The sequence below is a fragment of the Paraclostridium tenue genome (assembly GCF_039521565.1).
Taxonomy (GTDB): domain Bacteria; phylum Bacillota; class Clostridia; order Peptostreptococcales; family Peptostreptococcaceae; genus Paraclostridium; species Paraclostridium tenue.
In genome coordinates this window covers 16,431-32,969 of the sequence record NZ_BAAACP010000011.1, presented here as the reverse complement: position 1 = coordinate 32,969, position 16,539 = coordinate 16,431, and the positions used below count along the sequence as shown (strand labels likewise).

The 16,539-nt window shown below is 27.6% G+C and carries 7 protein-coding genes and 1 riboswitch; of the genes, 1 reads left to right on the top strand and 6 read right to left on the bottom strand.

The window, feature by feature from the left end:
• Positions 1-12: 12 nt before the first annotated feature.
• The gene (locus ABFX13_RS09655; protein WP_346045407.1) at positions 13-396 is read right to left on the bottom strand and encodes a tetratricopeptide repeat protein; all 384 of its coding nucleotides are present in this window, start codon (positions 394-396) and stop codon (positions 13-15) included.
• 322 nt (positions 397-718) lie between these two features.
• Between ABFX13_RS09655 and ABFX13_RS09650 the strand changes: the two genes are divergently transcribed.
• The gene (locus tag ABFX13_RS09650) at positions 719-2,383 is read left to right on the top strand and encodes an ABC transporter substrate-binding protein (RefSeq protein ID WP_346045405.1); all 1,665 of its coding nucleotides are present in this window, start codon (positions 719-721) and stop codon (positions 2,381-2,383) included.
• Positions 2,384-2,437: 54 nt separating this feature from the next.
• Here the strand turns inward: ABFX13_RS09650 and ABFX13_RS09645 are convergent, their stop codons facing one another.
• The 5 genes from ABFX13_RS09645 to ABFX13_RS09625 all read right to left on the bottom strand — a co-directional run bounded on the left by ABFX13_RS09645 (position 2,438) and on the right by ABFX13_RS09625 (position 16,535).
• A complete protein-coding gene (locus tag ABFX13_RS09645) occupies positions 2,438-9,775 on the bottom strand; it encodes an NPCBM/NEW2 domain-containing protein (protein WP_346045403.1) in 7,338 nt (2,445 codons plus the stop codon).
• Between the two features lie 173 nt (positions 9,776-9,948).
• Positions 9,949-10,034, bottom strand: a riboswitch (cyclic di-GMP riboswitch).
• A gap of 132 nt (positions 10,035-10,166) precedes the next feature.
• Entirely contained in the window at positions 10,167-11,996 is a 1,830-nt protein-coding gene (locus tag ABFX13_RS09640; RefSeq protein ID WP_346045399.1) for an ABC transporter ATP-binding protein, read from the bottom strand.
• Entirely contained in the window at positions 11,996-13,846 is a 1,851-nt protein-coding gene (locus ABFX13_RS09635; RefSeq protein ID WP_346045397.1) for an ABC transporter ATP-binding protein, read from the bottom strand. The genes ABFX13_RS09640 and ABFX13_RS09635 overlap by 1 nt, the downstream gene beginning before the upstream one ends.
• Before the next feature lie 160 nt (positions 13,847-14,006).
• Positions 14,007-14,816: a MerR family transcriptional regulator gene (locus ABFX13_RS09630; RefSeq protein ID WP_346045395.1), complete on the bottom strand. Its 810-nt coding sequence runs from the start codon at positions 14,814-14,816 to the stop codon at positions 14,007-14,009.
• Positions 14,817-14,996: 180 nt separating this feature from the next.
• On the bottom strand, positions 14,997-16,535 hold the full coding sequence (locus ABFX13_RS09625) for a M4 family metallopeptidase (protein WP_346045393.1): 1,539 nt from the start codon (positions 16,533-16,535) through the stop codon (positions 14,997-14,999).
• Between the last annotated feature and the right edge of the window lie 4 nt (positions 16,536-16,539).

Below are 16,539 nucleotides of genomic sequence, written 5' to 3'. Positions count from 1 at the left end.
GTTTTTAATATATCATACTTTAACTAATCTCCCTATATTATTTTTATCATAAACTAAATTGTAATTTGTTTTATAATTTAAGTTAATTTTATCTCCATAATCAATATCTTCTGAATTATAAAAGAAATTGCTTATTCTTTCTAAATTTTTACTAGCAGCTTTAAATGTTGGATCTAATGAATATGATGCTCTATAATGTCTTCTTGCTAAATTTAGATCACCTTGTAACTCATACATAATTCCTAAAAGGTTATGCCCTTGTGGCTTAGAGAAATCTTTTATAATAATATTTTGTATATGTTTTTTAGCTGATATATAATCATATATTTTTAAACAATAAATTGCTTTATTCATTTCTTCTTTGTAATAATCAGGTTCACAATTAATAGCTAACATATATAACTCTCCTTATCTACTTTTTTATAATTATTAGTATAAGGATTTTCATATTAATATGGTATTAAGATATACAACTAAAAATAAAGATTTTGTTAATTTATATATCACAAAACTGCAATTAAAATGTAAATTAATATAATTACTAAAAAAGAGTTAGTAAAATTACTAGCTTTTTTTGTTTAAATGTCATAGTAGCTATAATAAAACATATTTATATACTAATATGTAAAACGAAATTATTTATCTTCTAAAGGAAAAAGTTAAATTTTACAAGAATTATTTATATGATTGTAAATTTTAATATTATTGGGGGGTTTTTATGTTATTAAAGAAAAAAGCGTCAATATTTCTAAGTACTATGTTTATATGTAGTTTAGTTTTAACGGGTTGTAGTTCTACAAATGAAGAAACTAAGTCTTCTAAAAAAGCTAATCCTTTTAAAGTCCTTGAAAATGAAGATGCCAGAAAAGCTATAGCTTTAGCTATAGACAAAGAACAAATGACAAATATAATACTTAATGATGGGTCAAAGCCTGTTGATAAATTTGTTCCTGATAATCTAGCTTTTAATGAAAAAGGTGAAGATTACAGAAATGTAGCAGGAGAAATGGGTTATTCTCATAATGATGAAGAAGCTAAAAAAGTTTGGGAAAAAGTAAAAAAAGAAATTGGTTTTGATTCCGTAGAATTTGAATTTTTAACTAGTGATACAGAACAAAGTGGAAAAATAGCTGAATTTATTCAAGCAGAGCTTCAAGATGCTTTAGAAGGAGTTACTGTGAAAATTCAACAATTACCTACTAAATTAAAAACTGAAAAAAGTTCTAATGGAGATTTCCAATTATCAATTGCAGGTTGGGGAGCTGATTACCCAGACCCACTTACTTTCTTAGAAATATATTACCCTGAAGTTGGAAGATATGCTATAAATGTAGGATATAAAGATACAGAATATAAAGATTTAATAACAAAAGCAAAAGGATCTACTACAATAGATGAAAGCTGGGAAAGTTATTCAAAGGCTGAAAAAATATTATTAGATAGTGCTTTTATTACTCCTTTATACCAAAAAGGTGGAGCTTATTTAGAAAAAGAATATTTAAAAGATGTGGTTAATTATTCATTTGGTCCACAAACTTCATATAAATGGGCTAAGTTAAGTAATGGTAAAAAAGAAGTAAATACTACTTCTAGTTCTGATATATCTTCTATGGATACTGCTAAAGCTTCAGATTCTACATCTTTTGAAGCTATAAACAACGTTATGGAGGGATTGGTAAGAGTTGACAGTAAAAATGAATTAATTCCAGGTATGGCTGAAAGTTGGGAAAAATCAAGTGATTCAAAAACTTGGACTTTTAAAATAAGAAAAGATGCTAAATGGTCTAATGGTGATCATTTAACTGCTAAAGACTTTGAATATTCATTTATAAGAAATTTAACTCCTGAAACTGCTTGTGAGTATGCTTATGTTATGTATGATATACAAGGAGCTGAAGATTTTAACTTAGGCAAAAATTCAGATTCAAGTACTGTAGGTGTAAAAGCAATAGATGATTATACTTTAGAAATAAAATTAAATAGACCAGTAAATTATTTTGATCAACTTATGGCATTTCCTGTATTCTTCCCTGTAAATAAAAACATGGTTGAAACTTATGGAGACAATTATGGAACTGATAAAGATAAATTAGCTTTTAATGGACCTTTCGTTATGGATAGTTGGAAAATGGAAGATCAATATGGCTTAAAGAAAAATGAAAATTACTGGGATAATAAAACTGTTAACTTAGATAAAGTTAATTTTAAAATAGTAAAAGATATTAATGCAGCTGTAAACTTATATGAAACTGGTGAAATAGATAAAGTTACTATAGCTTCTGAACATGTTGATAAATATAAAGATAGTAAAGAATTTAAAACGATAAAATATGCAACTTGTAATTTCCTTATGGTAAACGGTGGAAACCCTCCTAAAAAGTAAAATAATAAAAGGGACTAAAACTAAAAAGTTTTAGTCCCTTTCTTACATTTAAAGTTAATTATTATTAAACATAAACAAAACTTGTGATGTATAATTATCATTAGTATCTTCATATCCTAAATATACACTATATACAGTGCCCTCAAACTTTGTAGTATCAAAAGATATTACTCCATTTTCATCTAAGCAATCAGCTAAATCTAAAGTGGTATCTTCTAATGTTTTATTATTTCTTACTGTTACAAGGTTTGGTGATAGCTTTTCACCTTTTCTATTTAAAACATCATAATCTATTGTTACCTTATTATCTTTTTTAGCAACTGACCCTGCTGTTATTATTTGAGGATTAGCTCTTAAATCCGTTAACTTTTTAAGATCTTTAAGTGGTGATAAATCACTTATTTCATTATATTTTATATTTAATGATTCTAAGTTCTTAGCATACTGTAATCCATTTAAACTTTCAGCACCTTGAACATTTAAACTAGTAAGCTTTTGCATATCACCAACTGTTATAGTATCACTTGATAGATTAAGTTCTTTCTTTATACTTGCTTTAAGATATTTATCTTTTATATTTACTATTTCACTTAAATCTACATTTTCTTCTAAGTTTTCAATCGCTTTGTTTAGCTCTTTAATCATTTCATTTATTTCTTCTTGAGAGCTTATTTTATCTTTTAGCATAATATTAGCTTTGTTTAAAACTTCTTCAAATACTTTAAATGACTCCTCTGTATATGATTCTTTGTTATATTCATTAACTTTTGATACCAATGATTCTAATTCTTCATAGCTAACTTTTTCATTATTTGCAAAGTGAAGTTTAGCAGCTCCCCAAGTAGCATGGTCTGAACCTATTCCATTTGAACCATCATTTACAACTAGCTTTAACTCCTTAGCTCCTGCTATACTTAATTCAACATATTTTTGAGGATCTCTAGAATTCATTACTCCACTATTAAATCTCTTTTCACCATCAACATAAACTTCAAATTTAACGCTTCCAACAGTCCCATACATGGCTCTATCTACACCTACATATGAACTAAAGAAATCATAATCCTTATCAGTTAAGTCATATGTTATTGTAGCATTTGCATGAGCACCTATTCCTCTTTCATATGTAGATATACCTCCATCTTCTTTAGTTAATCTTAAAGAATTATTACTTGCTGATATGTCTTTTTTAGTACTTCCATAACTTTGATTAGCCACTTTCCAGTCATAATCAGTTAAGTATTTAAAGTCATTCATATCTACAACAGTAATATTTCTAACTTTATCAACTTTATTTCCATCTAAATCAGTTACTGAGTAAGTTATTTTGTATTTACCACTTTTATTAAAGTTAACCTTATCTTGTCCTGTCACTAAAACTTTAGAAGTTATATCTCCATCTTCTGCATCTGTTGCAAGGTATTTACCTACTACATCATCTATTGATTCTCCTAATTTTACCGCTATATCTTTTTCTATTTGAAGATCTGGTTTTGAATTTGTTTTATAAAGTTTTGGACTTCCCCAAGAAGCAAAATCTCCAAGTCCTCCATTACCTGAATCATCTGCAACTAATCTAAGTTCTTTAACTCCTTTAACACTTATATTTACAAAATCAGCTTCACTATCTTTTCTTATAGTATCTGAAGTATATACTTCTTTTCCATCTGCAAATATTTTAAATATTATACTTGTTCTATTGTCATTATAGTTTTTATCTGTACCAACATAAGTTGTAAAGTTGCTATACTCACCATTTAAGTCATAAACTATTTCTGCATTTGTTGCAGCACCTAACCCTTTATCAAACTCTTTTATAGTCCCACCAACATTAAGTTTTATCTTATTATTTGTATTTACAGCTGAGTCTTTATTTACAAATTTCCATCCAGAAACTGCAGATTTCCAATTCAAATCGCTTATATTTTCTTCTTTACTATAAACAATTATAGTTCTAGTTTTAGATACTGTATTATTATCACTGTCTGTTACTGTATAAGTTATAGTGTATTCCCCAGCTTTACCTGTATTAAAACCACCATCATTAACTATTATATTACTTGTTATATTTTTGTCTTCTTGATCACTAGCACTTACACCACTCATTAAGTCAAAATCGCTATTTAATTTAACATAAGTAGTATCTTCAAAGCTTATAACAGGTACTTTATCTTTAATTAACTTTTCAGCTCTTAATAAGTCTTCTTCAAATAATTTATATGCTGGGTGATTTTTAACTTCATTTCTTAAAGCTTCTACTTTTTCTAAAGTATTATAGTTTTCACTTATATCAGTTTTTGAATTATCTTTAAATAGTTCATTTTTTATTTTATTTGCTAAAACATCTTCTTTATAAAATGATACTTCACTTAAACTTGCCCAACCTTGATTAGCTTCTACAAATTTAAACTTAACTCTTCTTGCATTAGTTTTAGCTATATCAAACTCCACAACATCTGTTGTCCTAGTATTATATTCTCCAATACCTGCTAATATAAAGTCATTACCTTGTACTTCATTTGAAACATATATTTCAAATTTATTTGCAAATCCTTTACCTGAAGCATCTCTTCTTGCAGCAAAAGCTACTTTACTTATTTCAGCATTTTTACCTAAATCAAATATAACTTCATTTTTAAATGAATCACTATTTGGTTTATTTGTTTCCCAGTGTGTATTTATATTTTCATCAATAACTTTTCCTACAACACTTGATCCATAGTTTCCTGCATTATTACTTACTGATGCTACTGGTATTTTAAACTCCTCATTATATTTATCTAGATTTTCAAATGAACCATACTTAGATTTTGCTACTATATAATCTTCATAAACTGTTATATACCATTTCTTTTCAACATAGTTATTATCACTATCTGTTACTCCATATATAACCTCAAATCTTCCAACTTTTCCTTCTTCAAAGTTGTTTGATACTACTTCTACACTAGAAGTCAAATCACCATCTTCTGCATCAGTTGCTTTAACTCCTTCGTTAAGGTCTAACTTATCCCCTAATTTGTAAGTTTTATCTTCAACATTTAAAGTTGGCTTAGCATTGTTTGTAGTTAGTTTAGGATTAGCTATTACAGTATGGTCAGAAGTATTTCCATTTCCACCATCACTTACTTCTATAACTAATTCATCTATACCTTTTACAGGAACATTTATACTTATCATATTATCTTCATGCTTTAATACCTTTGTTGTAGCTAGTGTCTTCCCATCTCCAACTACTTTAAATGTTATACTAGAGTTATTTTGAGCTGTTATCCCCATATCAACTCCTAGTAATGCTTCAAAGTTGTCATATTCTTTATCTGATAAATCATAAGTTATCTTTCCATTTGCATGTATTCCAAATCCTTTATCAAAATCTTTTATTTCTCCATTTACTCTACCTTTTATATTAGTATTTCTTCTTGGAGTTCCATATTGAGTTTGAACAGATTTCCAATCACTATCAGATAAATAGTGATAATCACTTACTACATTTACACTTATAACTTCTTTAGTGGTTACTCCATTGTCTTCTACTGTATATTCTACAGGATAATTACCTTTTTCATTTACATTTACACTTTCATTAACTTTTATCTTATTACTTATATCCTCACCATTGTAGCTAAATGCTTTTACTACTGATAGCGGATTAAATTTTTCTCTAAGTTTTACGTTTATTTCTTTTTGTTGTACATTTATACTAGGTTTTAACGAATTTATTTTAACTTCATTTCCTGTATTTAACTTTTTGTCATAAGGAACTATAGTATAGTCTATAGCTTCACCTATATTAGAATTTGTATCAACAAAGCTATTAGTCGATGTAAATCCTATTAGCTTATCACCTTTAAATATTTCATATCCTAATAAATCATTTTTAGCTTCTTTATTAATTTCAAATATTAATTTAACGTTGTTTCCTTGACTAGAGTTTTTAACTTTTAAATCAATATTTCCTTTAAACCCTTCACCTTTATAATCTTTATAATCATAGTTAGAATACCAAATTTTCTTATCAGGCTTTGGATATTTACTTATTAATTCTTTTGTCTCATCAGATACAAAGAATCCATGTCTTTCAAAATGTTCACTTAAATCTAATTCTAAAGCTATACTTGAATACTTAGCTAATTGATTTAGCTTATCTAATGCTTCATTACTTGAATCTAAAACTACATTATTTTCTCTATACTGGGTATTTAATTTCGCCCAGTATCCTGGATATATCATTTCTAACTGCCAAAATACTGCTAGCTTTTCAAAATATTCACCTTCATAATAGTCGTTATTATCAGTTCCTATTATATTTTTATAAGTATGACTTTCAAAAGGAATTCTTTTATTTGGACTATTATAATAATAAGAAGATTGTTGAGGTAACATGTTATTTGTTACTTCTCCTATTGTTCTTACTCCTATATCCATTTTATGTCCTATTTCATGGTCTACTCCCCAACTACCTACACTTGTTAACATACTGCTCATCACATCACCTTGAACACCTATATGTCCTCCTGCTGCATACATGTACCCAAATGGCTGAGCTAATCTTATATTTTCTCTAGTGTATTTTATATCATTTTTTTCATTTTTTCCGTCTAAGCCTTGGTACTTAAATAGCATGTCCATATGATCATTCCACATCTTTATTGTATCTAATGGTTTTTTACCATTTGTAACATATGCATCATATGCTCCAGTTACTGTACCTGTAAATACCATATGATCAGAAACAAACTCAAAAGTATCTATCATCTTTCTATCTAATACATTTGGATTTTCTTTAGCATCTTCATCTAATCTATTCTTATAATCTTTTATAAATTCTATTAATTGTGTTTCATTTGTGTTTTTATCTAGTAATGGGAAACTATCACATCCACTTGCAAATCTTATTACTGGTGCTTTTCCTTGTTCTTCTTCAGTGTATGGGTTTACTATATAAACTGGTCCTCCAGGTGTTACATCATGCTTATACCAACCATCATTTTGGTTAACTTTTGGAACAGTTATTACATTTTTTCCTGGATGTAGACTTACAGTTCTTCCCCAATTTGCAAAACTTCCTTCTTGTTGAGAAAACATTAATTGTGGTAGTGGCTTATTTGGATCTGCATCAACATATACAGTTACTTCTTCCCCTGCTCTAGCAACTACACCTGTTGGCTGATTGTTATTACCAAATCCAAACTTCAAGTTTTTGCTTGTATGTTTATTTCTATCTCCATGTTGCTCGGCAACTACAGTTTTTATATTTTGAAGATTATTGTTTAAAATATCTTTAGCCAATTGTATTTCTTTATCGTATATAGGTCTTAGTGGATGAACTTTAACCTCATTTGATAAAGTATTTAACTTTTCTATTGTATTAAATTCCTCACTTACAGTATCCATTAATCCATTTGTGAATAGTCTTTTCATCTTATCAGATACATTATCTTCTTTATATAATCTTATATCTGAAATTGATGCCCAATTATCATGTGCATTATCAAATACAAATTTAACTCTTTTTGCTTTAGTCTTGTCAAATTGTATCTCTAAAATATCACTAGTTACTGTATATCCACCTTCACTTATCTTTTGGAAGTTGTTCCCCGAACTAACTGGAGATACATATACGCTAAATTCTTTCGCAAATCCTTTTCCTGAATTTCTTGATTTATAAGTTAATCGATTTATTAAAGTAGCTTCTTCTAAAGTTAATATTACTTCATTTTTAAATGAGTCACTATTTGGTTTTCCAGTTTCCCAGTGAGTATTTACATCTTCATCAACCGCATATTTTATTGCAGAGCCTGCATATTGCCCTCCATTATTACTTATAGAAATATCTTTAATTCTATATACATCATCATATGCTTTTATATATTCTGTATAAAAAGGTGTAAATTTAGATACATTAGAAGTACCTGCTTGAACTTTTCCATAATCAACTAATTCTTTCGCAATCTCCAACTTTTCTATATACTCATTTTCAAATGGGTGGCCCTTTACTTCTTTCATTAATCCTTCTATTGCAGCGATAGTAGCAAATTCTGGATTAACTTCATTAGTATCTTCATTTACAAATAATCTATCTATCTTTTCCTTTAATTCATCTTGCTTATATAGTCCAAACTCAGAGGCTAAAGCCCAATTCTCATAACCTTTCTTAAATACAAACTTAATTCTTCTAAGTTTGGTTGGCTTAAACTTTATTTCTAAAGTATCTTTTGTTATATTAGCTTCACCAGATGTTATCTTCTCGAAAGTATCTCCATTAGAAGTTCTAGATGCATATATGTCAAAACTTTGAGCAAATCCTCTAGAGTTTAAACTTGTGTACATAATTCTATCTATAGTAGTTAATTCATCTAAAGTCATAACTACTTCGTTTGTATGGCTACTAGTATTTTGTTTTCCTGAGTGCCAGTTAGTATTTACATCACCATCCATAGCCCTTTGGATAACATTAGAAGCATAATTCCCCCCATTTGTAGTTATACTTGTTACTTTATTCATAGGTATTTTAAATAATTCATCATATTTAACTAATCTTTCATCATTAAATGATTTAAATTTTGATACCTTTGATTGTGTGAATTCTAAAGCTTTATTTTCTAAAATTATTCTAGCATTATCGATATCTTCTTTTATATTATTATATAGTGGATGAGTGCTTGCTTCTCTATCAAATGCATCTAACTTTTCTATAGTGTTAAAATCAGGACTTATTTGTTTTTTTGATTCATTTGTAAATAACTTATCCATTTTATTAATTATATTGTCTTCCCTATAAAACCAAAACTCTGATGCACTTGCCCATCCTTGATTGGCTTCTTTAAATACAAATTTAAATTTTTTAGCTGTAATAGTATCAAATTTAAATTGAAGCATATTTCCTGTTACAGAATGACTTCCTGTTGCCATAAGCTTGAAATCTTCATCTTCACCACTTATAGATGCATAAATCTCAAACCTAGTCGGAAATCCTTTGCCTCTAGCTCCATCTTGTCTAGTAGCATAGGCTATCCTATCAATAGATTCTATATCTTTAAACTCTACTACTACTTCATTTTTAAAAGACTCAGTGTTTTGTTTTCCAGTTTCCCAGTGAGTTGACATGTTATTGTCTATAGCTTTATCTATAGAACTAGATGAGTACTGTCCCCCATTATTTGAAATTGATTTAATCTTATCTTTAGAAACTCTATATTTTTCATTATAATTTTCAAACTCACTATAATTATTTAGATTAAAAGGTGAAATTTTAACTTGATTTGCCACACTTTTTTTTATTAGTTTGGCCTTATCTGTTATAACTTCATCAGCAAATACATTTATTACTGGTGATATGTTTGTTGCTATTAAAGATACTGCCAATACAGATGATATTTTTTTCTTCATAATACTCTCCCTAATTTTTAAATTTTGTAATTATAAAATAAACCCTGATTTTTATAATAAAAAAACTACCCTCTAAAGGGTAGTTGCCAGCAAAATTAAACATCATAAAAGTTTCATGACCAAACTAATATACGACCATAAATTTATCATGTAAAAACAAAGAATAACTATTCTTTGGCAACTGGCTGGCATAGTTATAATTACCTTAGCCCCTTTAGCTTTGCGTCTCTAGATTTCCCTAGATTTGCCATATTGAATTATTTTTCTACAATTATTATACAATATTTCTCAATTTAGTAAATACTTTTATTTTAATTTTATAAAAATTTAAACAATTTTTTATCTTTCAACAAAAAATGTGCTGACTATGAAATAGACAGCACATTAAAATTTACTTTTTCCCAAATATATTTTCTCCTACTTCTGCTTCAAACTGTTTAACATACAATGAGTGATAATATTTCTTTTGTTTTAATAATTCTTTATGACTTCCCTTTTCTACTATCTTACCATCTCTAACAACCAATATAATATCTGCTTTTCTTATCGTAGATAATCTATGAGCAACTAAGAAAGATGTTCTATCTTTAAGTAAGTGAGAAATAGCATTTTGAATAATTTGTTCTGTTTCAGTATCTATAGATGAAGTAGCTTCATCAAGTACAAATATCCTAGGATTTGCAAGAACTGCTCTAGCAAAAGATATAAGTTGCTTTTCTCCTGTTGATAAATTAGAACCACCTTCTCCTACCTGAGAATCATAACCTTTTTCCATATTCATAATTATCTTATGAGCTGATACTATTTTAGCTGCATTTTCTACTTCTTCATCAGTTGCATCAAGCTTTCCATAACGTATATTTTCTTTTATAGTTCCTGAAAATAAATGTGGATTTTGAAGAACATAACCAATATTATTGTGTAACCATAACTGAGATCTTTCTCTATAATCTTTTCCATCTATTAATACTTTTCCTTTAGTAGGTTCAAAGAATCTACAAGCTAAGTTTACCAAAGTACTTTTACCTGAACCTGTTTCACCAACTAAAGCTATTGTAGTTCCTGCTGGTATTTTAAGATTAAAGTTTTCATAGATATATTCATCTCCGTCAGGGTATTTAAAATATACATCTTTAAATTCTATATCACCTTTAATTTCTTCCCAATTTTCTTTTTTAGGATTAAATGAATCTCCATACTTTTTAATTACTTCTTCACTATCAACTATATCCGGAGTTCTTTCTAATAATCCAAAAACTCTTTCTATATTTGCTTGAGTAGCTATAAATTCTGATATATTTTTAGCTAATTGTTGAATTGGTTCAAATATACTTATTGCATAAGATATAAATGCTGATAATGTACCTATTTCCATTAAATCGTTTATAACTAAGTTACCACCTCTATCAAGAACAAATGCCACAGCTAGTGAACTAAAAAATAGTATAATTGGCATATATATAGCATTTAATTTTGTAGCTCTTATACTTGTTTTATACATTTTATCTGTTATTTTAGAAAAATCCTCTAGGTTTTTATTTTCTATTACAAGTGTTTTAGAAGTAATAGAGCCTGTTATTCCTTCATTAAATGCTCCCGTTATTTTTGAGTTTATTTTTCTTACATCTCTATTTACATTTAGTATTTTATTTTGAAAATAAACTGTAAGTATTGCTATAAATGGTACTATTGCTATTACATACATAGCTAATTTTGCATTTAGCATAAACATTGCTATAAATACTCCTAATACATAAGTAATAGACCAAAACAAATCAACAAGTCCCCATGCTACCATCGACCCAATTTTATTAGTATCACTCATTACTCTAGCTATTATATAGCCTACTGGTGTAGTGTTATAATATGAAAATGAAAGTTTTTGCAAGTGCATAAATGTAGCTCTTTTTAAATCCTTGCCTATATTCATTTCTAAATACATTGAAAGCCTTGTAAATATTATTACAAATATTACTTGTAAAACTATGGCTAGTATATATACAATTACAAAATTATTTATTCCTTTTGTACTCATAGGAGTTATAAAATTATCTATTGCATACTTTTGAAATATTGGAAACATTACGTCTACAAATGCAACAAATAAGTTTGCTAATATAGCACATATAAAATGTAATTTGTATTGTTTTAAAAATGGATTTAGCTTTTTCCATATATTTATAGAAAAGCTTCTTTTATATTCTTCTTCATCAAAACTCATTATTTTTCACCTCCTGTATCTTCATTTAAGGTGTCTGTTAGTTCACTTTCCACACTTGATTGCATATCGTAAACTTTTTTGTATAATCCATTTGTTTTTATTAAAGATTCGTGATTGCCACTTTCTATTACTTTTCCATCATCTAAAACTATAATATTATCACAACTCATAAGTGTAGTTATACGATGAGATATTATTATTACAGTACTGTCTTTTACATGTTTTTTTAATTCCTGTCTAATCTTTGCATCTGTTTCTGTATCTACTGCAGATAGTGAGTCGTCAAATACTATTACTGGACTATTTTTTATTAATGTTCTAGCTATTGCTACTCTTTGCTTTTGTCCACCAGATAAAGTTACTCCTCTTTCTCCTACTATAGTGTCATAGCCTTTACTAAAACCTAGTATATTCTCATGAACATGTGAAACTTGAGAAACGTGTTTTATAGATTCAAAGTTTTCAATTTCATCTATTTTAGATGCTATATTTATATTTTGTTTTATAGTTTTTGAAAATAAGAAAGGCTCTTGTAATACTACTCCTATGTTATGTCTTAAATAATCAAGTTTTATATTTTTTATATTTACTCCATTTATTAATATTTCTCCACAATTTTCATCTAAATTATATAATCTATTTAGTAAGTGTACTATTGTAGATTTTCCAGAACCAGTACCTCCTAAAATACCAAAGGTACTTCCTTTTTTTATTTTAAATGAAACATCTTTAAGTACAGGTTTAGTCCCATAGTAATCAAATTTTACATTTTTAAATTCTATATCACCATTTATATCTGGAGTAATAGCATCTTCATTATCTTTTTCTTCCTCTGCATCTAAAATTTCTTTAATACGATTTATAGATACTCCTGCTTTACCCATTTCTGAGATAATTCTTCCAAGAGATCTTACTGGCCAAACTAGCATAGAATTATAAAATATAAATGCTAAAAGTTCTCCTAGTGTTAATGCCCCAGAAACTGTTTCAAAGCATCCAAATACAACTATAGACATAACTTGAAGTCCTGAAAATAAATCGCCTATACCCCAATAAAAACTTAGTACGTGACCAAGCTTAATCCATAGTCTTGAAAATCCTATATTTTTTTCATCAAATCTTTCAATTTCATAAGACTGTCTACCAAAAGCTCTTACAACTCTTACTCCTGTAAAGTTTTCTTGTACAAGTGCTGATAGCTCACCTTCTGCTTCATCTGCAACCTTAAACTTCTTTTGTATAAGACTATAAAATATTACAGAATAAGTAATTACTATTAATATAAAAGCTACTGCTATTAAGGATAGCTTTACATTCATAGAAAACATTAATGTAAGGGATATTGTTATTAGAAATATTATTCTTATAAATTCTAGTAATTGGATTCCTAAAAAGCTTTTTACTACTTCCATATCAGATGTGCATCTTTGAATTATATCTCCTGTTGGATTTTTCATATGCCAACTAAATGGAAGTCTACTTATATGACTGTATAATTTATCTCTTAAATTTTTTATAGTACCATCTGATGCTTTTGCCATATACACCTTATAAAAGTAGTTACATATTCCAGATAAAACTGAAAATACTACTCCTACTATTGCTGGTATGTATAAATTTTGTCTTAAGAATTCTCTTCCACCTAAATTATCTATTGTATTTAACATGTAACTAGGTAAATTAAATGGTGTATTTCCAATTATAGAATCCACTGTAATTCTTATTACTTGTGGAGTAAGGTAGTTAAATATTATTCCTAATATAGTGGTTATTACTGCTACAACAAAATACTTTTTAAGTCCATTTGTAGATTCTATTATCATTTTTAATTTACTTTTATTTTCTTTCATGTATATCCTCCTCTCTTAATGAAATAAGTTATTTGTATGTTTTTAATTTTCTAAAAATAATATATATACTATTTTATTTCTATATGTAAAAAAAAATACCTACATAGCCTTCTTCTTTGTTTTTAATTAAAGACTTAAGGTATTTATAACTTATTTATTCTTAAATTAATTCATCATAATTTAACATCATTTGAATTTGACAACTATAAGACTCTGTATTGAAAAAATCATTTAATAAATCTATTTCAATAAAATTTTTAACATTTAAATTATTTTCTTTTATGTAATTAGATATCTTTCTTTTACATTCTAGTTCATTTTCCTTAGTATAAGCTAGAGTTAAATAATTACCTTCTGGTAATACTTTTATACATTCTTTTGATTTGATACTATTATCTTTAAGCACATTAAACACATATTTAGGTTCTATATTTCCCTTAGAATCAACATTATATAAAATTCCTCTTTCTATTAAAGTTTCGACATTTTCATTTTCTATAATTTTATCCAAATCAGAGTAATAAATAAGTTCATTTAAACTTCCAGACTCTTTACATGGTGTTGTAATTATATATCTTTTTTCAAAAAAACTTATAGTTATTTCTTTATTATTTAATATACTTTTAGACTTCTCAACACTCATATTTAAATTATCTATATGTTTAATAATTTCATTCATTTTAATTATCTTATCTTGTGCTTCACATCTTTTTTTCTGTAAAAATTGTAGTAATTCATCTGTATTATATTTTTTAAAAATCTCTTGAAGTTCCATTATGCTAGTTCCTAATGCTCTACACCCTTTTATAATATCTATATGAATAAATTGGTCTATAGAATAATATCTATAACCTGTTGCATTATCAATATATCTTGGAATTAAAATTCCCATTTTATGATAATATCTTAATGCTTTTATCGTAACCCCTTTTATTTTAGAAACTTCCCCAATAGAAAATAAATTTTTCATTATACTCACTACCTTTTTATTTTTCTTTAATTTAAACTTTACTTTAGGATAGATTTTATTATAATTAAAATATATTTACAAGAATATATAAATTTATTACAAATAAAATTTAACCACAATAATTATATAATTATAATTATTGTGGTTAAATTATCTAATACTTATTTTTAAACTTTTAAATTATTTTACTCCGACTTCATTCCATGCAGCTTGAACATCATTGGCTTCTTTATCTCCATAAAGGTCTTTTGCTGATTGAATTAAAGCATGGCTAGCATCTGAGAAATTTGATTGTCTTGTTAAGTATTTAGTAAGAGCTCTATAATAAATTTTTTCAGCTTTTTCTTTTCCTAATTTAGTTATAGTATTATATGCTGCTTTGTTAGGAATACCACTATTTATGTGAACTCCTCCATTATCATATCCCATACCATAATTTCTATATTCATTCATATGTTCTGGTTGATTATATTTTTTAGGATCTTTTAAATCTCTTATAGCTTTATTAGGTGTTTTGTATAAATCTTCACCCATTGTCCAGTCATCACTATCTACAAAATATCCAAATACATCTGAGAAAGACTCATTTAAAGCTCCTGGTTGATACTTATAAACTAAATTAGCTGTTGCTGATGTAACCCCATGTGTAATTTCATGAGCAACAACATCATCTGCTGCTGAGAAATAATTTTCATCAGCTTGGTTACCATCTCCATAAATCATCTCTGTTCCAATCCAAGCAGCATTACTCCAACTTTCACCTGTATCTGGATTTGGTACATGCACATAAGAGTATATATCTGATCCTTTATCATCATAACTTTCTCTATTATGAACATCTTTATAATATTTATAAACTTTATCTGCAAAGTAGTGAGCATCTACAGCTGCTTTATCTTTTTCAGCATCAAAATGATTTTTTATACTAGAGATAACACTTCCTGCTATACCATCGTCCTTAAAGCCTTCAAACGCTGCAGTAGCTATTTTACCTTTATGAGTAGTATCTATTAAATAGTACTTACCTCCATCTTCTGTCATATTTAAAGGTGATCTAACTTGTCCATTTGCACCTACTCCAGTTCCTGTTGTTTGAGTTGCATTTTCTATGATATTTTGTTTTTCAACTATATTTCCATTTTCTGCATCTACTTTAATATTCCAATGAGCTGGTTCTGGTACAGTATATGCTATATCTAAACTATAAATTGCTCTATTGCTTTGTTCATCAACAGCAATTTTAGCTTCTTGCACAACATCTTTTCCTGATAAATTTTTAACTTCATCACGTGATTTTCCTATTGCTTTAAAAGCTAATTCAATAGCTTTATCTTTATCTATTTTAGTTTGGTTTTTAACTTCCAATTTACCTTGATCTAAATCCCCATTTACAAAAACAACTTTACCTGACTTATCAGTATGTATTTTAACTTCTGCTGCGTCGGCAAAATATCCATTAGCTTTAGGCTTTAAAGTATAGTGAGTAAAGCCTAATTCATCTTTTTGTGTATCTACTAATTGGTATTGATCAGAGTTGTTTTTTATACTATATTCATCTGATACATTCTTTAAAACATCTTTTAAATCTTTATCTGATTTGACATTATATGCTTGTGGCAAATCTTCTTTTGTTTGACTATCTGCATAACTTACTGAAGGTACTAAAAAACTAAGAGTTAATCCTGCTACTGTTAAAGCTGCTATATTTTTTTTAATCATTTGA